Genomic DNA, 21166 nt, shown 5'->3' with positions numbered 1-21166 from the left:
GTCGCTTTTATCAACAAGGTATGCGGGCTGCAACCCTGATTCGGTCTATCTCCTAGCCCTCTTTGTCACCCCCCCAGATTTGGTTGAGGATTGCTTTACAAGAATTAAGCCAAATAAATTAGCTCAATTTACTATTAATAGCCTTATTTTTAGGCTTTGAGTGCTGCGGTAATTGCCTCGATCGCACTTCGATCGCCCGATCGCCGATCGCACTCACAGGCAACTCCCATTCATCAATATCAATATCATTGCGGAACTTCACCGGAATATCAGCACCGTTAATAATCGCTCCCAAAAGCCGCGGCCCGGATTTATGCGAATCCTCATCCTCAGATTCCAGCAACTGATCTGCAGCCTCAGACAACATACTAGACAAAGTGTAACCAGGCCGCGCCACCAAAATCATACCGTCCGTGTACGGTTCCAGCGTCAGCGCGTCGTTGCACTCGCTCAACGCCGGAGAATCCACAACCACAAAATCAAAGCGGTTGCGAACATCCTCAAACAATCTCCGCATTTCGCTTGATTCTAGTACGGCAGAGGCTTGCCGCAAAAAGCCGGGACTCGGCACGACGTATAGGTTCTCTACCTCTGGAACCAAAAGGACGCACTCGCTAATATTGCCGTAATAGTGTAAAGGTTCCACCGTCGCCAGAGGATCTGCAGAAATTTTCAAAGATTCAACGTTAGAAGGCGATCGCAAATCTGCTTCAATTAGCAAAGTCCGTTTACCCGATCGAGCCGATGCAATTGCCAAATTGTAAGCACTAAAACTTTTCCCCTCCAAAGGCGCCGCCGAAGTCAGCAACACCACCTTTACCGGTTTGTTCCCGATCCGGCGCAAATTAGTACGCAACCGCTCGTAAAATTCCAAATAGGGAGAATTTACCTCCAGGGCCAGAGGCATTTCATCGCCGTAGGAATCAAACACCGTCACTTCAGGCAAAACTGCCAGTATCGGCACCTCTTTTTCCACCAAAGCCGCCCGCACTTCTTCCCAACTGTAAAACTTGCCGTTGAGCATCCCCAACAAAAATATCAACCCCCCGCCCAGCAGCAATCCCACAAATCCGCCCACCGCCAGCATCACGGGCAAACCTCTCTTGTTGGACTCAACGTCATCAGTTTGCGGCCATTGGGCGATTCTCAAACTCCCCGTTGTCTCAGCTACCGCCGCCTCAGCATCTACCAAAGCCGACAGCATCTTGTCGTAGAGAGCTTTTTTGAACGCCACTTGCTGGGCCAAACGGGCTTGTTCTAACTGCTTGTTGGGGATTGTCGCGTGTTCCCGACGCAATTCTTTTTCAGTTTTCTCGATTCCTTGGAGTTGCTGTTGCACCGTATCCCGCTGCGTTTGCAAAGCAATCAAAGTTTGAGCTAACTGCTGTCTGGCCGGATCTAAAGAAGAGTCTACCCGAATTCGATCGGCACTTCTGAGCGGAGCCGCCACCCCGTTACCGCCGAGTACCTCAGACTGGCGCTGCTGCAACTGCTGCTCAAAAGCAAGTTTTTGTTTAAGCAATTCTACAATTTTCGGGTGTTCCTCCTGCAAGTCGCTGCGGAGAATTTTGAGCTGAGATTCGATCGAAAACAATTGCACTCGCAGTTGGGCAATAATTGGATCGGCAGAGAGTGCTTGAGCGACGTAAGCTTGCTCCACATTCAATCCCAAGCGATCCTGCAAACTGTTAATTTGAGCTTCAATTCCTCCCAACTGCACGCGGAGTTGCCGCTGCTGCTGTTGGATGCTGGTAATCGCTTGCGGCAAAGCACCGCTCTGAGCTGCTAAAATTGAAGTTCCTTCTCGTTTTTCGTAGGCTTCAAGTTTTGCTTCCGTCTCTCTGAGTTCCTGAGTTACTTTCGGCAAACGCTGGTTGATTTGGGTGATCGTTTCTCGCAGTCTAGAAGTATTAATATTTTTGCTGTGTTCCACCATTTCGTTCATCAGCGTCTTTACTACCGCTTCTGCTTGTTTACGATCGGCATTTTTGTACAATATTTGAATCAAAGCGCTGGGGTCATTATTCTTACTGGGCATCTTTATTTGCACATCTTTTCCCAGCTTATCAGCCAAAGCTTGTACTTTTTCCGCTTCTTCTTTGTTTAATTTTCCTTCGGGTTTAATGAGTTTTTTTGCTGCGGGTTCAACCACCCTTGTATCCAGCAGCATATCTTTAGTTATTTCTTGTCCTTCCTGTTGAATTTTAGTAGTAGTCGATGAAAAAATCACGCTCGGTCTGTCGTAAGCCAGCGTACCTATGGCAACGTAAACTGGCGCCGCCTTGGGCTGCATGGCCACTACTCCCGACACGCCCACAGTCACCGCGAGAGTAGCCAGTCCCACCCACTTGTATTGGTCAAAAGCAATTAAATAACGTTTAACAACGGATAAAGTCATGACGATTTTAGATTTTAGATTTTAGATTTTAGATTTTAGATTGCTAATTCTTAACGATAACTAATGACTGCTGACTAATTCTACAAATCCCCCAAAAACCTTAGAATTTTCGGTCTGTGATTAAAACCCATATCGCCTAAGTCATTCCCCATCTTAAATCTAAAATCTAAAATCTAAAATGGTATGACTACCTATCATTACGTGACGGGCCGAACAAATCTGTTACTCCATTTCTCAACTGCTCAAAGAACAGAATAAATCCCAAAGTATCCCGGAATGGTCGAGTAAAAGTATTGATTACATAACCAATGCGCTCTACCAAATTCCTACCAATCACAATCACATCATTATCTTCGAGCATCGGGTTCTGAGAAACATTGCCCTCCAAAGCAGCTTTAGCATCTATCGAACGGTTGATTGCTCTACCTTGCTTTTCGTCGAACCGAATCAGGGCTATTTTCCGCAAGTCAGCAAGATTAACAGGCAAGTTGTTGAGAGCATCCAAAAACCTGCTGCCATTTTCTATGTAGAACGAGGTCAAACCACCACTAGCGTAACTCAAAACTCGAACGTAGATCCTGGGTTTAATCAGAGTAGACCGCGAAACCAGAGCTTTATCGTAGTCTAGGTTTTTGGTACTAGCGTCCAATTCCGGGATGACAATCACATCTCCCGATGCCAAAGGAAAATCGAACAAATCGTTACCGTTTGCTAGGGGAGTGTAGAGGTCGATTGGTTCCTCCACCGAGGAGCCGTTCATCAGCGTCCGCCGCACTCGCACCTCCCGCAAATCGGCTTTTCCCGTGACTCCCCCCGCAATCACCAAAGCAGCCGAAATTCGACCCGAACCCGCCGGAAGCGTGTAAAAACCAGGTTTGCTTACTTCTCCGGTGACAGTGATTTGGACGGGGACAGCAGCAGCAGCGAGGCTGTACCTGGATGCTAAATCTTGATCGGATTTGCGATCGGGCGTAACCTGTTTATACGGTACAACGATCGCATCTCCATCTTCCAAACGCAAATCCGGTGGAGCAATACCAGTTTGCAACGGTGTCAAAATATCAACAACTTGCTCCGCCACAGCACCTCCCGGCAGAGTCCGCCGCACCCGCACCGCCCGCAGTTCCGCCGTAGGATTAGTCCCAGCAGCAGCCGCCAAAGCAGCAGGAAGCTGGGGGGTTTGCAGCGGATAAAAACCCGGTCTAGCAACTTCCCCCGTCACCGTCACCACTACGGGGCGCTGAACCAGCAAAGCAGCCGAGACTTGAGGATTTTTGATAAATTGGCCAAAGCGCTCCCGGAGGCGCTGCTGTGATTCTTCGACAGTAAGACCACGCACATTTACTGTTCCGATTAGCGGCAGTACAATTACGCCTTCAGGGCTGATTGGACCCGTAAAACCTAGCTCTGGGAAGCGTTGAACTTGAACAGAAATCTGGTCTCCCGGCCCGAGGCGGTAGGGCCGATTCCGAAAAGCTGGGTTAATATCCCGGTTGAAATTGGCAGGGGGCGGTGGCGGTAAACGCAATGGCGGTGGCGCCACGAGGCGCTCGGAACCAGGAACAACAGATTGAGCTAAAGCCGTTTCCGAAAAATTTTTGCTATTAAAACCCCAGAATACAGCAGCAAAAGATAGAGTCCAAGCAGTTGAATGCAGGCCTGCCAAGTAAAAAGCGAGGCGATTTTTAATAGTGGATTTTTGCCGCATTTTCAGAGGATTTAAAAAAGTAATATTTTGAATAATGGTCTGACTTGTAAGTTTCATCTAAATATAGCGACGATAAAAAACAATAAGATATTTTCGGGGCGAGTTGAACCCGGATATTTACTAGGAATCAGTTGATTTTGGCAAAACCTCCCCACCCTCTAGGCTGATTTATTTGCACCTACCTGCTTACTCAAACCGAAAAGTTTCTGTAATTAATTTAGCCTGAACACTTTCACCGAGAGATTCTAGCAAGGGTTGAGCTATCTTAATGTCGCCCTGCGGTTGAATGGGAAGGATAATACTGACAGCAACCCAAGAGGCGCGGCGGTTCGACAGTCTAGCAATACTATCTTCCCAAAACCAGCGGCTGGTTGTTGGAGAACCCCCGTTAGGCCAAGCGTACCATTGCACGACAGCAAAAGTTTGTTGGCGAGTCCAGCTTCGGAAAAACCTCGCCTCGACATTAGGCGGTGTCTGGCCGGGTATTGGTGCTAATTTAACTGTAAACCTCAAAGTGCGATGAGAATCGGTTTGCCACCGGTGAAATCCATCGATATCTAGCCATTCGACTTGGGGCTGGTTTTTGGGGTAATTTTGAGGCAACAGCAATAAAATGGCAATTGTTTTATCTTTTTTAATTTCTTGAACTAACCATCTGTGAGCGCCAATTTGGACGTTATTCTGAACGGCTATAACCTGCCACCCAGGAATTTTTAGCCCGTTTTGGCGCACACTTCTTAATTGCTTGAGGTTGGCAAGGGTTGGCGGGTTTGTCCAAGGCCACCTTCCCGTCGCGTAGCCGGGAATTGCTACTGCTCCAACTAATACCAGCAAAAACACCAGTATCATAATTTTAGATAATTGATACCGCTGCATTAGTTTCTGTGCTGAAATCATCTGTTTCATTAATTGCCAGACTGACTTGGGAAATACTTTTCCATCCCGTTGAGGAGAAGTACCAATAACCCTAGTATACAAGCAGAATATAAATCTCCCCCCCATCCGGCGTGTAGCCAATTAAAAAGCGCCTCTCTGTCGGTTCCGTGAAAGTAAGTTAGCAAAGTATTGCGAAAAATGTTGGAAGTGATGCTAATAATGGATGTAATGACTAAAAACAAAAGACTTTTTTTGCGAGAGTTCCAAACTCCCGTCCAATCCAGCAGAATTAAGCTGACGTAAAGACTGGTAAACAGCATTTTTAAGCCTGCACAGTGTGGAGCTACTTCTACAATGCGCTCGTTTACGTACAGATAAATTTCTTCCACTCTCACGTTGATACCAATCTTAATTAATATCCAGCCTGATGCTTCAGCAATGAATTGCTGTAAGGGCAAGGCGTAGGGTTCTATGAGGTAAGGAATGTGGTTCGGCGAGGCCAGAAATACGAACAAAAGCGGCATCACCTGCAATTTTAAGCCGGGAATTCCTTTTAAAGATAAGCAAATGCTGGCCAGCATTACGGGGAGGGATAAATTCACTAAATCGCTCAAGCGACTCAGATAAAAAAGCGTAGCTAGTACCAGCAAAAACCCTCCCAAAAAATGCGGTGAGTTGGGTAAGCTGCGCCAGCACTTTCGGTTCATCGAAGCCATATAAGCTGCGTAGGGCAAACCAATTAGTCCGTGGCTGAAATATTCGTGTTCGATGCTGATGTTTTTGTTGAGCCAGCCGTTGTACCAGTGTACTAGCAGGGGGGCGTACAGCAGTATTAGGAGCACCGTGATACCTTCCGCCAGGAGGTATCGCTTGAAAACAATGCGAATTTTGCGCTGGATGTGCATGGTTTGAGAAGTTTTAAGATTGCCGCGCTGGATTCGCAACGCTTTGGGCTTTTGAACTGTCAGTTAAAGATTTGTTAATTCCCCACAAAAACGCTCTGAGAACCGCACCCTACTGCTTGAATCACCTGCAGCATAAGTTTTATGAACAATTAGCAATTCAATGATAGTACGATCGCCCGAACAACTTGCTCGATCTGAGTATTGCTCAATCCGGGATACATTGGCAATGATAAAATTTGTTCGCACAGGGTTTCTGCGTGGGGAAAGTCGCCCCGATTCCCTAAGTTTTGGTAGGCGGGCTGCAGGTGACAAGGTATGGGATAGTGTATGCCTGTTTGAATGCCGTGTTGGCCGAGTTTTTCCTGAAGGGTGTTGCGGTCGATCCTCTTCGAGGGCTTCGCTAACGAGCTTTCCTCAGTAATTTTGATAACATACAGGTGATAAATGTGACCGCTGCTGCTATGGTTGGCAATGGGTACAATGCCTTTGTGTTTCAATGGTTCTAGTAGAGTATTGTAGTGTTGGGCGGCGGCGGTGCGATCACGATTCCATTTTTCTAAGTAAGGCAATTTAACATTGAGTACGGCAGCTTGCAAATTGTCGAGGCGGCTGTTGCTGCCAATTTCTGTGTGCAAATATTTGGTAGGTGCTCCGTAATTGCGGAGAGTTCGCATTTTTTCTGCGAGCTCTGCATCGTTAGTAATGAACATCCCGCCGTCGCCAAAAGCACCGAGGTTTTTGCTGGGATAAAAGCTGAAGGCTGCTGCTTTACCAATGGAGCCCGCGCGGTATCCTTCTCTGGAAGCTAGATGCGCTTGGGCGGCATCTTCAAATATGATTAAATCGTGGCGGTTCGCAAAATCTAAAAGCTGCCGGGGCGATACCATTTGACCGTAGAGGTGTACGGGGATAATTGCTTTAGTTTTCGAGGTAACTGCTGTTTCGGCTGCTGTGAGGTCAATCAGGGCGGTTTCCGGGTCACAATCTACAAGAATAGGTATAGCTTTGGCTTGGAGGACGGCGATCGCGGTGGCAATAAAAGTGTTAGCGGGTATGATAATTTCGTCGCCCGGATTAATGCCGCAAGCTTGCAGTCCCAGAGCGATCGCATCTGTTCCACAAGCCACTCCTACGCCGTATTTTACTCCAGAAGCTGCTGCAAATGCTGTTTCAAATTCCGCGAGTGCTTGGCCTAAAATAAAGTCTCCTTCCTGGATTATTTTTCTAATTGCTTCTGCTATTTGCGATTGGATTGGTTGGTGTTGCAGGGAGAAATTTACAAACGGAACTTTGGGGGGGCGGTTACTCATAAACTATCGAGGCATAATTCTTTATATTAACATTTTAGTGCGGATAGCATTTGAAAAATTTTAACCGCAGAGGACGCAGAGTAAAAGAGGGAAAAGGGAGATATTTTACGGAAGAGATGCGCCTCATGTACTTTTTTTGACTCAGCAAATAAATGATTTTTTTAGGTAATATAGAAGCAGATAATTTTGCAGCAAGCAATCGCAATCATGGAATACAAAAAACTCGGCGACAGCGACTTATCAGTATCGGAAATCTGTTTGGGCACGATGACTTACGGCCAGCAGAATACCGTTGAGGAAGCGGCCCAACAGCTCGATTTTGCGATCGATAGAGGCATCAACTTTATCGATACGGCCGAAATGTATCCTGTCCCTGGAAAGGCGGAAACTCAGGGAAAAACAGAGGAATATATCGGCGAATGGTTGGCGAAACAGCAGCGGGATAAAGTCATTATAGCGACTAAAGTGGCGGGCAGAAGCACTCGATTAAAGTGGATTCGGGAAGGGAAAAATCAGATCGATCGCCCAAATGTCGAAAAAGCCCTGAATTACAGTCTGAAGCGCTTGCAAACTGACTACATCGACCTCTATCAGATCCACTGGCCCGATCGCTACGTGCCGCTATTTGGCGCGCCGGATTACGACATTGCCCAAGAGCACGAAACTGTACCGATTTTGGAACAGTTAGAAGTATTTGCTGACTTAATAAAAGCTGGCAAAGTTCGCTATTTGGGTTTGAGCAACGAGACGCCGTGGGGAGTTTGCGAGTTTTGCACGTTGGCGGAAAAACACGGATTGCCGAAAGTTGTTTCTATTCAGAATGCTTTCAGTTTGACCAATCGCACATTTCACCTAAATTTAGCAGAAACTTGCCGTTTTAAAAATTTGGGATTGATGGCTTATAGTCCTTTAGGATTTGGGCTGTTAACGGGTAAATACTTGAATGGAATTCCCGAAAATTCTAGGTTGGCTTTATTTGCGGGATTTGGTCAGCGTTACGATAAAACTAATCTGAACGATGCGGTGAAAGCGTATGTTGAGATTGCGGGGAAACATGGGATAAGTCCGGCGCAGATGGCTTTGGCGTATGTGCGATCGCGCTGGTTTGTGACTAGCACAATTATCGGTGCAACCAGTCTCGAACAGTTGGAGGAAAATATCGGTAGTTTGGAGGTGAATTTGGATCGGGAGATTATAGCGGAAATCGATGCGGTGCACGCTAAGTATCCGAATCCGACACCGTAAGATATCTCGGCGGTTTCAACCGCTTCTATACACAAAGTCGGCCTGCGCGGACTAAGAAATAGAGGCAAAATTTACCGAACTTTGGTATTAGTAGGTTGGGTTGAGGTCACAAAACGAAACCCAACTTATTAAGTTTTTATATTGTTTAGTATGAACAGCGATGAATAGCCGTCAAAAATTTAATTTTAAATTATCCGAGCGTTTCTTAGAAAACTACGCAGAGCCTCCTGAAGATCCATTGGGAGAGCTTTCTCATTTTGAAATGGGATGGCGACGTTTCTGCTTTGAGTTCGACCATAAAGTTTTAATAGAAATAGGTGATGAGAAAATCGAGGTATTTTTAGATTTAGATATTTGCATGATGATAGAGAATAACTTTCCACAGGAAATTGCGAAGCTATCGCAAGGTAAACCAATAGAAATAGACTTTGGTGAGAGTTGGTTCACTATTATGTTGCTACCGATCGACAATAAGATTAACTGCACTTGGATTAAGTTTGGGACTTCGCGCTGGGAAAAGCAGTTTGAGTGCGATCGCACTCAAGTATTAGATGTGCTCAGAGGTTTTCTTCAGGAAGTGATGCAGCTAGCTGTAGATAAGGGTTTCATCACGTGGGAAGAGAAGGAGGAATTTATTCGTCCGGCTTTTGCTAGCAGTACGGATGCTGCGGTATTGAGTAAGTAGTTGGTTTGGGTGGTGTTTTGGGCGATCGACCTTTTTTATATATTTCTGAAACCCTTGCCCTATCTGCCCGTAATCAATTCACTCAGGTTTCAATTCTTAATAGAGATTTAGGTTAATTGTGGCATCCATTTTACCCATAGCCCGGTATACCGCGCTATTCAAGCCTATTAGATTAAAGCGGCATCGGATGTCGGCAAATTGAGGTTGAGTTGGCATCCACTTTACCCATAACGCGGTAGACTGCACTATTCAAGCGTATTAGATTAAAGCGACATCGGAGGCAGACAATCGGATGTTTAAATCTCCGTAATAAAGAAAACAAACGGTCTTATTGCTCGCTTGACAATTCAACGGGCGAGTGTTAAATTCTTAAAATACAAGCTCAAACAAAACTTCCTCACATTCCCAAGTGTAAGAAAGACAAGGCTTGAATGTCTTGTAGTTTTTGCAATAGCAAATCATATCTGATACGGAAAAGGCCCGCCTGAAGTAACGATTCAGACAGAGGCCTTGCTTTAGCTAGCAAACTCACGGTGGTTTGACATCTCAACTTCAGACCACCACAAGTTAACGTAACTATGGAAATATATGTCCCACAATTATACTTCACAATGCGAGTCGTTGTACACCAACCTTCGGCGGACTCAGAAAACCCTCTCTGTTTTGGCGGAATCGAACCGCGCTTTGGCGAAGTTGTACTGCGCTTTGGCGAAGTCAAACCGCGCTTTGGCGGAGTGGAACCGCAGTCTGCTTGAGGAAAACGAAGCAAAGGATAAAACTATCAAAGCTAAGGATAAAACTATCCAATCCTTTGAGGAAAAAGTCCTTGAACAGCAACAAGAAATAGATGACTTGATGCGCGAACGTGATTGGCACCCAAATGACTGGGATAACGATGGTTCATCAAACGCAGACTGTCGTGCTCGCGAATATGCAGCAGACAGACTAGGAATCTGATAGAAAGTACGATCGCCCTTCCCATCCAAAAAATAGGACAATGGTAAAGGGCGATCGCACTTCACCCTAAAATATTTCTCAACTAAACCCATGAGTACAATTCGCTTACAACTAGCTGAATACTTGAAATGTCGAGGTTTCACCCCCGAAAACTTGGTCGAAGCTGTCGGCGAAACACTCAATCCTGAAACCGTATACCAACTGATCGAAAAAGCAGAAAACCTCAACCATCTAGACTTATCCGTCCTAGCCGCCATTATAGATGGCTTGAGCAAACTCAATGGTTTTCCAGTTGGCATCGGAGAAGTGCTAATATTTTTTCCTGACATTTCCGAGGAAGCATTGGCAAAATCGCCTTGGCGTCAACTTTACCTCGTCGATAATGAAATTCCTCCCTATGATTGGGGAGATGTAGACCCCCTCGAAGGCACAAAGCCTGTGCGTTTTATTCCGGGAGTTGGAATGGTAATTCTGGACAATGAAATTGAAACGAGTAGTAAAGAACATATCCAGCCATTTACTAGAATTACCTGCGATTCAGAATTCATGGAGGGAAAACCTTGCATTCGCCACTTACCCATAACTGTTGAAACTATCATCTCAATGATGGCTTCTCACTATTCCACAGCAGAAATACGCCAAACTTATCCAGAACTTGAAGAAGCAGACTTTAAAGAAGTTATCGCCTATGCTAAATGGCGGATTGAAGAAACAAACCCGATCGACATTGGCAATAAAAAGGTAGAGAAAATTTGTGAGTCAGCTACCTAATTTTTTGCAGGTGAGGGCTGTAGTGCTAGTTAACTTCCCGGCTCAAATTCCCCCCGGTCGCGAACAGGAAAACACTCGACCTGCGGTAATTGTAGCTTTGCCAAATGTCACAGGGATAACGCGGTTTTCGTTGGTAATAGTCGTTCCCTTGACGACACAAAAAGGAGATTGGGCGACACGAAACTCAACGCTATATCCGCAGCTTCAGGCGGGAATGGGAAACCTACGCTATGACTCTACTGTGTTGCTGGATCAAATACGTGCTGTGGACATAAAGCGTGTTTTGGGCTACCGAGGAGATTTAACTGCAGAAGAGTATCAGCCGATCGCCAATGGACTAAAAGCCATGTTAGGCTTTTAAATTCTCCCTTCATCAGCGTTTATCTGCGTGCATCTGCGGTTAAAAATCCCCCTCAATTCCCCGACAACAAGCTTAATGTCCCAATAGCTTATCCCGCAAATGCTTGATCCGATCGCGCAACTTACCCGCCTCCTCAAACTCCAACTTCTTCGCCGCCGCCTTCATCTGCGCTTCCAAGCGCCCGATTAACTGAGGAATCTCATCCAAAGATAACTCGTTTACCTGTTCGTAAACCTCCTCCAACTGCTGAGAATTCAGCTTGCGCGACACATCCAAAAATGCCAAAATCGCATTACTCGATCGCTTTTTCGCGATCGGCTGTGGCGTAATCCCGTGCATCTTATTGTACGCTAGCTGAATCCCCCGGCGCCGATCCGTTTCGTCGATCGCCTTAACCATACTATCCGTCAAATTATCCGCGTACAGAATAGCCTGTCCCTGAACGTGCCGCGCCGCCCTTCCAATCGTTTGAATCAACGAACGTCCCGATCGTAAAAACCCCTCTTTATCCGCATCCAAAATTACCACCAGCGAAACTTCCGGCAAATCCAAACCTTCCCGCAGCAAGTTAACACCAATCAATACATCAAACTTACCATCCTGCAAATCTTGGATAATTTCGATGCGTTGAATCGACTGAATTTCCGAGTGCAAATACCGGACTTTAATCGCCCTCTCCTGCAAATATTCGGTTAAATCTTCCGCCATCCGCTTCGTTAAAGTCGTCACCAACACTCGCTCGTCCCGACTTACTCTCTCCTTGATTTCCCCCAACAAATCATCAATTTGTCCTTCCGTCGGGCGCACAAAAATTGTCGGATCTACTACTCCGGTAGGGCGAATTACTTGCTCTGCAACTCGGCCTTCGGATATTTCCATTTCCCAATCCCCAGGCGTAGCAGAAACAAAGATGCACTGATTCTCTTTTGCCCAGAATTCCTCTGCTTTTAAAGGGCGGTTATCTGCCGCGCTGGGCAAGCGAAAACCATGTTCAATCAATACTTTTTTCCGCGCTTGGTCGCCGTTGTACATCCCCCTAATTTGCGGCACTGTCACGTGAGATTCATCTATCACCAACATCCAATCTTTCGGGAAATAATCAATCAAACATTCAGGCGGTTCCCCGGCATTTCTCCCTGCTAAATGCCGCGAATAATTCTCGACTCCGTTGCAGTAACCTACCTCGCGCAGCATTTCCAAATCGTAGCGCGTGCGCTGTTCCAACCGCTGAGCTTCTAATAGTTTCCCCTGTTTTTCAAATTCTGCCAGTCGGTCTTCTAATTCGAGTTCTATTCCTTGGCAAGCTGCCTCTAATTTATCTTCTGCCGTGACAAAGTGGCGCGCTGGATAGATATTTAAAGCCGTTGAACTTTGCAGGATTTTACCTGTTACGGGGTCAACGTAGCGAATGGCATCGATTTCATCCCCGAAGAATTCAACGCGAATAATTCTATCTTCGTAAGCGGGGCCAATTTCCAAAACATCGCCTTTGACGCGAAATTTGCCTCTGCCTAAATCTATATCGTTGCGACTGTATTGAACGTTAACTAAATCACGCAAAACTTGCCGCTGGTTGACTTCCATTCCTACTCGCAAAGGAATAGCCGCTTTCAGGTATTCTGCTGGCATTCCCAAACCGTAGATGCAGCTAATTGAAGCAACTACAATTACGTCGCGGCGTTCAAAGAGCGATCGCGTGGCTGAGTGCCGCAACATATCGATCTCGTCGTTAATTGCTGCCGTTTTCTCAATGAAAGTATCGGTGACGGCGATGTATGCTTCAGGTTGGTAGTAGTCGTAATAACTGACAAAGTATTCGACTGCATTGTTCGGGAAAAAATTTCGCAGTTCGTTGCAAAGTTGAGCTGCCAGGGTTTTGTTGTGTGCTAGGACTAAGGTGGGTCTGCCGACTTTTTCAATCACCGAGGCAATGGAGAAGGTTTTGCCCGTACCTGTGGCACCGAGTAAGGTTTGAAATCGATCCCCGGCTTCGATGCCTTTGACAAGTTGCTCGATCGCTAGCGGTTGGTCGCCTGTGGGCTGGAAGGGCGCTTGCAATTGAAAAGATGCTGCCGCAGTTACCATAGGAAAATGTAGCTATTACCCATAAATCTTAACAAAAATGCAGAGATTCTGCAATTTCGTTAAAAAAATAGTTAGACTTTGTAATATTATTTTAATCATCGGCCGAAATAGCAAGCAGAAAGCCAAGAAAAGCAGTTGTCCGCACCCAGCAATCAACGTCCAAAAATAAGCGAGGAAAAGAATTATGGATACGAGCAGTACAGGTACAAGCAAAGGCAAAGCGATCGCCCGTCGCGGTAAAGGCAGTTCCAAAAGCCAACCGACACCACCCACGGATGCCAAAGCAACAGGAATCCAACTTTATCGGCCGCAACTCATGCATGACAACCGCCCTGTCGGCCCAGACGATTTTACCATCAGCGAGACCATCTCGATGTCGGGGAACCGCCCGATCGGCATTAGCACCCTGCACCTCAGCGAAACCTACGGCATTGTAGGCAATCGCCCGGTAGAATCCAGCGACTTTGAAGTGGTTGCTACAATCGGCAATCGCCCGATCGGCTCCAGCGCCATGCAAGTCAGTGAAATGTTCAGTATGTCCGGTGCTCGCCCTATTGCAATCAGCACTCTTCACATTGATGAAGTTTACTCCACAATGGGAGGAAACCGCCCCATTGCCTCCAACGAAATTGACGATAGCTCGGCATTAATGGGCTTCTTAGATTAATTAGTCATTAGTCATTAGTTATTAGTTTTTCGCTGTTAACTAATGACTGATTAAACTTTTTATACAAGTTATTGAGGAACCGGATCGAGCAATTGAATCGTCTCAAGTGATTTATTTAACCCTGCCAATTTTAATAGTCGGCGTTGCGGATGTATGGTATGAACAACTCAATCTGCAAAAAATGAAACAAGCACTTCAGGGAGCATCTCAAGGAAAGCAGACAAGCCCAAAATTGGAGTTAGGAGCCAGGAGGAAAGAGTAAGAAGGAAGAAGGAAGAAGGAAGGAGCCAGAAGAAGTGTTTTTACAAATAAGAGATGCTCCCGCGCTTCAGAACATTTTCGGAATTTCCCAGTTATCTATTTTCATCCCGTGATTCATCAACGCCCTAGAAGTGATTTTTACCCTAAATGAGAGGGAATATCAAACCGTGTCTATTTGGATTATTCGTCATGGTCAAAGTCAATCCAATGCAGGGTTGGCAATTATTGGACCCCATGAAAACGCCTTAAGTGAATTGGGCGATCGACAATCAAGATGTATTCCAACCGCCGTTAAGCAAACTCCCGACAAGATTGTGATTTCACCTTATCTGAGAACACAACTCACTGCTCAACCATTGATTGAAAAATTTCCACATACACCCGTTGAGGTTTGGCAAGTTCAGGAATTTACCTATCTGGGTCTACAGTTCGACCAACCAACCACAACCCAGGCTGGCAAACCTTTGAGCAAAGCTTACTGGGACCGCTGCGACCCTGAATATGTCGATGGAACCAACGCCGAATCCTTGGTCCAACTGATGGAACGAGTCCGAACTGCCCTGAACCAGTTACAACAACAATCCGGTTTTGTTGTTGTCTTTTCACATGGCTTTTTTATCAAAGCAATGCTGTGGCAGATTTTGGCTAACCCAACGGTAATTGATGCCGTTGCGATGACTCGGCTTTTGGGATTTTCGCGAGGATTTCCAGTACCGAATGCATCAATTTTGCAGATGGAATTTGATTCAGGTGGGATAGCTCATTGGAGTTCATTCATTACCAATCATCTGCCACCGGAGCTAGAATCGGCAGCACCCGATGCAACTGTGGCGAGTGATGCAGGCGATCAACCCTCCTAACCTACCTTCACTGGAACAATGCCCCAACCAACGCCAGAGTGGCTTTGCTGATTTGTGGTATGAACGACTCAATCTGCAAAAAAAGAAACAAGCGCGTCAGAACATCTTCGGAATTTCCAACTTATCTGTTTTCATACCGTGATTCAGCAACGCCGCTCGATTAAATATTAAAATATTTTTGGTAAGTGGTAACAGTTATAGCAGAAGACCTTCGGCAGAAAACTATCCAAGCAATAACGTCCTCAGCGTCTTCGCGGTTGCTATAACTGTTAAGAATTCACAACATTTAACAGTTCATATTTCACATTTCAGAGTTCAAGGGCTAATGACTACTGCTCTCGTTTGCGGTTGCATCGGTATTGTTTAAATGTCTAAACAGTCAGTTGTTCCGAAAGCATAGTTTTAGTCAACAGCCAACAGTCAACAGTCAACAGCCCACAAACTACTTCTCGATACCCTGATATTTACTCAATAAAGCAGCAAAGCGCTTGTAATCCACAGGCTTCCTCACATACTCCGCCGCTCCCAATTCCAACCCCTGATTTTGGTCGTCCAAAAAAGTTATCATAATCACTGGAATATCAACCAAATCTTGATCTGCTTTCAACGCTGACAGCACCGCCCAGCCGTCCATACTCGGCATCATCACGTCCAGAATAATCGCGTCGGGCAGCAACTCCTTAGCCAACAGAAGCCCCCCTTGACCGCTAGCCGACGATCGCACCCGAAATCCCTGTTTCGACAAGCAGCGGGTCATCAAATCCCGCGCGTCTGGATCGTCGTCAATCACCAGCACAGTAGCAGCATCGGGCAAATCCAGCGGTTGTGATCGCAGTTCTTTTTGCTTCGCTTCAGTCACCGCTGCACTCGTGTCTAGCTCCTGGGAAGACTCGGCCTGAATTTCTTGGATTTCTCGATCTTCCCGCGCTTCTTTCGGGTTTTTAACCGCAATCGGCAACCGGATCGTAAAACTAGAACCGCAGCCAAACTCGCTCTCAACGGTAATGTCTCCGCCCATCATCTGGCAAAATCTCCGGCTAATTGTCAGCCCCAAACCCGTGCCGCCGTATTTGCGCGTAGTAGAATCGTCCGCTTGAGCGAAAGCTCCGAATAGCCTCGACACCTGATCCTCAGTCATGCCGATGCCGGTATCGGTTACTTGAAACACGATCAAAGGCTGTTGACACCGAGAAGGATCTGCCCAGAGTTCTGCGGAATTGTCGATCGGCAAAACTTCCCCTTCTTCTTTCCAAACATTAATCGTAATTTTGCCTTGATCTGTAAACTTAGCAGCATTGCTCGCCAAATTTAACAGCGCTTGTCCCAGCTTCCCCGAATCAGCGTATATCGTGCCAATATTGCGATCGCAATTGACGATCAAAGTATTGCCATTTTTCCCTAGCGTCGGTTGAACAGTAGTGACAACCTGCTCGATCAAATCCCACACCTCAAAAGTCTCCAAGAAAAGAGTCATCTTTCCTGCTTCAATTTTAGAAATATCCAGGATGTCACTAATAATGTTGAGCAACTGCTTGCCTGCCATATTAATGCTTGCCAAATCCATCACAAACTCTTCTTCGCCGAGTTCCAGAGCCTCTTCTTGCAGCAGCTCGCTGTAGCCGATAATCGCATTCAAAGGCGTCCGCAACTCGTGAGTCATATTTGCCAAAAAAGTGCTTTTCGCCCGGTTGGCAGCTTCCGCAGCATTCTTAGCGACTTCCAATTCCTCCGATCGTTCCTCTAGCTGCTGCTGCCGCACTTCCAAACCGTTGAGCAAACTGCTAATTTGCTGAGCCATTGTATTGAGAGTAGAAGATAGCACCCCGATCGCGTCATTAGAAACCACAGGCGATCGAGCGGTAAAATCACCGCTGGCCATCAGTTCCGCAGTTTCCCGCAGCAAGCCGAGATTCCGAATAATTGCCGACACCGACACAAAAGCCACTATCCCCGCGATCAAACTCAAAACTGAAGCCCCCAGCAGCCAGTGCTGAGTGCGGCTCGCCACTGCCAGAGTTTGCTGCACCAGCACCCCCATTGCTGCCTCAGAAACCCCGGCGGGAATTGAGGCAGCTTTTATTGTCAGCAAATAGTTCTTCATCTCCACAGAACCCATCCACCCGACTCCCACCGCCATCCAAGTTATCAGTACCAAGATGACAAACAGCCCGCTCAAAGACGCCCGAGTTCCTAGAGAAATCGGCCTCGGAGCAAGTGCCGCCGCCCAAGGATAGGTTTTGAGAAAAGGATCTGGCGGAACCGGTGCGCCCGAATTCCAAATCTCCTCAATTTGACCGTCCGACCGCACCTTACCAATCCGCACTGTTTTCCAGATATGCTGCGTTTGGGCATCTATTTTTACCTTGCCCGATGGCGCTGCAAACTCAATATTTTTAGCAGCAGCCCTGACTTTAACCACATCTGTCGAACCAGCTTTTTCTACTGCTTGCTTCCACAGGTAAACGCCCAAATAAGCTGCTGCGATCGGGTCATCCGTGACTCGATTTTCCCCGTATCGGGCTTTATAAGCCTTGACAAATTTCCGATTTTCCGGTGTGTCCACCGTTTGAAAATAGTTCCAAACCACCCAATGTCCAGCAATATTGGACGGCCCGATCGCCCGCACTTCCTCTTCTGCTACGCTAACCGACATCACCGGCAAATCATCGGGGTTCACGCCAGCTTCCCGCAACTTTTGGAAAAAAGCCACATTGCTATCGCCGTTGAGAGTGTTGAGAATAGCATCTGGTTTCACTGCTAAGATATGTGCGATCGCCTCGCCCACTTCCCTCGATCCGAGCGGCAGATACACTTCCCCCGCCAACTCTCCCCCCAGTGCCGCCAGTTGAGCTTTCACAATCCGATTTGCCGTGCGGGGAAAGAGATAGTCCGAACCCAACAAAAAAATTTTCCGCTTTCCCTGTGCCAGCAAGTAATTCACCCCAGGCACAATCTGTTGGTTCGGGGCAGCACCAGTGTAGAAAATATTCGGACACTGTTCTAGCCCCTCATACTGCACCGGATAGAACAGCAACCCGTTGCCGTGCTCGAAAGCAGGCAGTACAGCTTTGCGGCTCGCCGAAGTCCAACAGCCAAATACCACCGCCACCTGCGCTTCTAAGAGCAATTGCTTAGCTTTTTGAGCAAAAGTCTGCAAATCGCTGGCTCCATCTTCTATAACCGCTTCCAAGGGGCGTCCGAGCACGCCTCCGGCCGCATTAATTTCCTCAACCGCCAACAGCGTCGCATCTTTAACAGAAATTTCGCTGATGGACATCGTGCCCGTCAGCGAATGCAACACACCTATTTTGATCGGCTCACGAGTCGGGCCGGCTGCTTCGAGGGGGTTACTGCTCCTTGCTCCCATAGGGTTTTAGATAATTTTTACTAATAACAGAAATTTTAGTTGGATCCTGCTGGAAGTTAGCCTTGAGGCTAACTCTTGTTTAGCAGATTATTTAACCCGATCGCCACCAAACTTGGGAATTGCTGCACCCTACAGATTTTAACTTTCCAACTCTCAGCATAGACTTAAGTCTGCACTAAACTGCCTCCCATTTCTCTCTTCATCTTTTACCGATGTCCAAAGAGCCTCATACCACAACATTCGACACTTAATGCCATCGCTCGCGCCGCAGAAAAATTCTCCCCCCTCCTCCCCTTTTCCCAACTCATTCACTGCCCGCGCCTTGCGACCCACCAAGCAATCTCACCCACTATTCCCCTTCCCCTATCTCTTTTGGGGCTAATGGAACTTTCCGTAATTTATCTTAACTATAAAACTCAAAATTATTCACCAGCCCCTATCTCCCTTCAGGTAGATGGAAGTCTTCGTGATTTCCGTTATCTTAAGTATAAGGTTAACTTCTAAGTACCCTGGTTAAAAATAAATTTTGCAAACAATAGGGGAAAAACTAATGAATAGTCAAGAAAACGCGACCCACACGCCCACCGAAAATCAAGTCACGTTACCAAAATCTAGGGAAATATTGCTCGGCGAGGAAACAGAAAAAGCCCTCGGTCAGCAAAAAAAAGAAGATGCTCAAACTATGCGCGCTGTCGAACAGTTGAAAGAAGAACTTCAGCACAAAATAGATGAAGAATGTCATCACAAGGTAGATTAAAACTAATAGGGATTTTTTTTAGGTGTGGGTAAGATACAATCTTGCCCACACTCGCTTTGGGAAGGCAGAAGGCAGAAGGCAGAATTAAAATTTATAGTTGTAAATTATTTTGGGTATAAAAAAAACTCTGGGAAGCAGGGTTGACCATCCACCAGCTTTTTTACACAAATACTTCGTTGCAGCCACCAAAAACGGTGAAAAAAAACCTATAAGTATGAAAGTGGCAGGCTGTCCAAGACAGAAAAATAACTTTTCCATCTTCCATCTTCATTTTTTATTCATTCTTTCTTCCTAGAGGTAGAGTGCAACGCAGCTCCTAGTTACCTATGATGAGTTTATTAAGTAGAAAATGTCTGATTAGATACAGATAGGGAGAAAACCATGAGCACTGAAGATAGAGCAAAGGCAACTGGCAACAACATCGCAGGCAAAGCTCAAGAAGCCCTAGGTAATGTTACTGGCGACCCGAAAGATAAAGCAGAAGGCAAAGCCAAGCAGGCAAAAGCTGAAGCTGGTCACGCAATCGAAGATGTAAAAGATGAGCTCAAAAAGAAACTAGACTAAGCCTAATACTATAGGCATTGAGAGGGTCGAGCAACCTGACCCTTTCAAGTATTCCAAATGTTTTAGGAACGGAGGAAAAAAGGTGAGTTTATTGCAGCAGAGTCGCAAAATAATTGCGGGCGTACTTTTGGTGTTAATGCTGGCAGTTACTACTGCCTGCGCGCCCAGCGTTTCCGCCCAAAAACCGACTGATGTACCTGTAGCAATTGGTGGCAGTCAGGGTTATTACGCGCAGCTAGAACGTGGCAATACCGCCGCAGGTCAAGATTTTGGTCAATGGGTAACAAAGACGGCTAAGGGCTTGGTTCAGGATGCTTATGTGCGCGACAATAACAAATTGGGAGTTGTAATTACCCCCCAAGTCCGCCCGACTGAAGTGAAAGATTTGGCGAAATCTTTAGCACAAGGTTTTCACCGCAATTTCCCAAATCAGGATGTAAGTGTTTTGGTTTACGCTCCTGACAAAAAGTTGATTTTGACGGCTAAGTACGACCAGCAATCAAATCAGATTGAATACAAGTCTTGACCGAGTTAGCAAGCTTAAATGATAGCCGCGTGGCGGTTTAATATTCCGCAGTTTTTCAAAGGCTAAACCATCTCAATTTAAGACTGAAATGTTGTGTAGATTGGAAGAGAGTTACCATGAGTAGCAGCGATAATTACAAGCGTCAAATCATGAACGATTTAGCCCAGGGCGATCGAGAAATGATGCCGGAGACAACGGGTGAAGATTACGAAAACTTTGACGATTTTGCTCAGAGAACTTCCCCTGCTCAGCGCAAACAATTATTCGGGCGTTCCCTGAATCACGACTCCCTCCCGCCGGCTCAGTTGGAACCGGAATTGCAAAAGGCGATCGCCCAAATTAAGCCAAATGAACGCGACGATGTAGCACGGGAATTCTTCAAGCATTTGGGCAAGAGAGGATTGAACGATCGCCAATTGGAAAAGCAGCTAGGACTTTCTACCCACCACGCCAGCCGCATGAATGCTGACGATGTTACCAAGTTGGCCTCGTTCACCTATCACAATCACCCGGATATTTTCCAAGAAGTGCTAGCCGAACAGCCTAGTTTGATGAAGTTTTTAGGCAATCCAGTTGTTGCTGGTATTTTGGGAATAGTTGCGGCTAAATGGCTCAACAACCGTAAATAATCTTGGATTCAGACACGCTGCAAAGCTGATAGCACGTGCAGCAAATAAAAGGACGATCGCCCTGGCGCTCGTCCTTTTATATTTTATATCTAGTCCTGTAGTAAAATAGTAATTGCTCAACCCCCTTGACAAGAAGACAAGATAGACATTAAATCAAGGGGTAGTGGCCAAGAAGTAATGATGGTAAGATAGTAGCCTTGATAAGTTTTTTGTGAACTATGCCGAATTGTCCCG

General features: G+C 46.3%; 18 protein-coding genes. 11 read left to right on the top strand and 7 right to left on the bottom strand.

Features of this window, described 5'->3' with window-relative positions; translation table 11 throughout:
* Window positions 1–118 precede the first annotated feature (118 nt).
* The 5 genes from QUA10_RS26510 to QUA10_RS26490 all read right to left on the bottom strand — a co-directional run bounded on the left by QUA10_RS26510 (window position 119) and on the right by QUA10_RS26490 (window position 7197).
* Window positions 119–2398, bottom strand: coding sequence for an AAA family ATPase (locus QUA10_RS26510; protein ID WP_333085515.1), 2280 nt, complete (start codon window positions 2396–2398; stop codon window positions 119–121).
* Between the two features lie 187 nt (window positions 2399–2585).
* Entirely contained in the window at window positions 2586–4163 is a 1578-nt protein-coding gene (locus QUA10_RS26505; RefSeq protein WP_333085514.1) for a polysaccharide biosynthesis/export family protein, read from the bottom strand.
* A 129-nt stretch (window positions 4164–4292) separates the two neighbouring features.
* Window positions 4293–5012, bottom strand: coding sequence for a cyanoexosortase B system-associated protein (locus QUA10_RS26500; RefSeq protein WP_333085513.1), 720 nt, complete (start codon window positions 5010–5012; stop codon window positions 4293–4295).
* Complete coding sequence (gene crtB, locus QUA10_RS26495) at window positions 5012–5887, bottom strand: cyanoexosortase B (protein ID WP_333085516.1); 876 nt, start codon at window positions 5885–5887, stop codon at window positions 5012–5014. The genes QUA10_RS26500 and crtB overlap by 1 nt, the downstream gene beginning before the upstream one ends.
* 149 nt (window positions 5888–6036) lie before the next feature.
* The gene (locus QUA10_RS26490) at window positions 6037–7197 is read right to left on the bottom strand and encodes a DegT/DnrJ/EryC1/StrS family aminotransferase (protein ID WP_333085512.1); all 1161 of its coding nucleotides are present in this window, start codon (window positions 7195–7197) and stop codon (window positions 6037–6039) included.
* Between the two features lie 207 nt (window positions 7198–7404).
* Between QUA10_RS26490 and QUA10_RS26485 the strand changes: the two genes are divergently transcribed.
* The 5 genes from QUA10_RS26485 (at window position 7405) to QUA10_RS26465 (ending at window position 11216) form a co-directional block, all read left to right on the top strand.
* Window positions 7405–8442, top strand: a complete 1038-nt coding sequence (locus QUA10_RS26485) for an NADP(H)-dependent aldo-keto reductase (protein ID WP_333086424.1) — start codon at window positions 7405–7407, stop codon at window positions 8440–8442.
* 160 nt (window positions 8443–8602) lie between these two features.
* Window positions 8603–9127: a hypothetical protein gene (locus QUA10_RS26480; RefSeq protein ID WP_333085510.1), complete on the top strand. Its 525-nt coding sequence runs from the start codon at window positions 8603–8605 to the stop codon at window positions 9125–9127.
* Window positions 9128–9715: 588 nt separating this feature from the next.
* Window positions 9716–10084, top strand: a complete 369-nt coding sequence (locus QUA10_RS26475) for a hypothetical protein (RefSeq protein ID WP_333085509.1) — start codon at window positions 9716–9718, stop codon at window positions 10082–10084.
* A gap of 90 nt (window positions 10085–10174) precedes the next feature.
* The gene (locus QUA10_RS26470; protein ID WP_333085507.1) at window positions 10175–10855 is read left to right on the top strand and encodes a DUF433 domain-containing protein; all 681 of its coding nucleotides are present in this window, start codon (window positions 10175–10177) and stop codon (window positions 10853–10855) included.
* Entirely contained in the window at window positions 10839–11216 is a 378-nt protein-coding gene (locus tag QUA10_RS26465) for a type II toxin-antitoxin system PemK/MazF family toxin (RefSeq protein WP_333085506.1), read from the top strand. The genes QUA10_RS26470 and QUA10_RS26465 overlap by 17 nt, the downstream gene beginning before the upstream one ends.
* Before the next feature lie 72 nt (window positions 11217–11288).
* On the opposite strand, the gene uvrB is transcribed toward QUA10_RS26465, so the two are convergent.
* Window positions 11289–13301: an excinuclease ABC subunit UvrB gene (gene uvrB / locus QUA10_RS26460; RefSeq protein ID WP_333037910.1), complete on the bottom strand. Its 2013-nt coding sequence runs from the start codon at window positions 13299–13301 to the stop codon at window positions 11289–11291.
* Window positions 13302–13485: 184 nt separating this feature from the next.
* Between uvrB and QUA10_RS26455 the strand changes: the two genes are divergently transcribed.
* Window positions 13486–13968 carry a hypothetical protein gene (locus QUA10_RS26455; RefSeq protein WP_333085505.1) on the top strand — a complete coding sequence of 161 codons (483 nt, stop codon included), beginning with the start codon at window positions 13486–13488 and terminating at the stop codon, window positions 13966–13968.
* Between the two features lie 428 nt (window positions 13969–14396).
* On the top strand, window positions 14397–15089 hold the full coding sequence (locus QUA10_RS26450) for a histidine phosphatase family protein (protein ID WP_333085504.1): 693 nt from the start codon (window positions 14397–14399) through the stop codon (window positions 15087–15089).
* Window positions 15090–15531: 442 nt separating this feature from the next.
* On the opposite strand, the gene urtA is transcribed toward QUA10_RS26450, so the two are convergent.
* Window positions 15532–18456: an urea ABC transporter substrate-binding protein gene (gene urtA, locus QUA10_RS26445; protein WP_333085503.1), complete on the bottom strand. Its 2925-nt coding sequence runs from the start codon at window positions 18454–18456 to the stop codon at window positions 15532–15534.
* Window positions 18457–19006: 550 nt separating this feature from the next.
* Here urtA and QUA10_RS26440 point away from each other — a divergent pair.
* The 4 genes from QUA10_RS26440 (at window position 19007) to QUA10_RS26425 (ending at window position 20932) form a co-directional block, all read left to right on the top strand.
* On the top strand, window positions 19007–19213 hold the full coding sequence (locus QUA10_RS26440; protein ID WP_333085502.1) for a hypothetical protein: 207 nt from the start codon (window positions 19007–19009) through the stop codon (window positions 19211–19213).
* 381 nt (window positions 19214–19594) lie between these two features.
* Window positions 19595–19777 carry a CsbD family protein gene (locus QUA10_RS26435; protein WP_333034601.1) on the top strand — a complete coding sequence of 61 codons (183 nt, stop codon included), beginning with the start codon at window positions 19595–19597 and terminating at the stop codon, window positions 19775–19777.
* 82 nt (window positions 19778–19859) lie between these two features.
* A complete protein-coding gene (locus tag QUA10_RS26430) occupies window positions 19860–20303 on the top strand; it encodes a hypothetical protein (RefSeq protein ID WP_333085501.1) in 444 nt (147 codons plus the stop codon).
* Between the two features lie 116 nt (window positions 20304–20419).
* Window positions 20420–20932, top strand: a complete 513-nt coding sequence (locus tag QUA10_RS26425) for a hypothetical protein (protein ID WP_333085500.1) — start codon at window positions 20420–20422, stop codon at window positions 20930–20932.
* The last annotated feature ends 234 nt before the right edge of the window (window positions 20933–21166 follow it).

The organism is Microcoleus sp. Pol8_D6 (assembly GCF_036700965.1).
In the GTDB taxonomy this organism is placed as follows: domain Bacteria; phylum Cyanobacteriota; class Cyanobacteriia; order Cyanobacteriales; family Microcoleaceae; genus Microcoleus.
The sequence above is the reverse complement of the archived record's forward strand: the minus strand, read 5'-3'. Positions and strand labels throughout refer to the sequence as shown.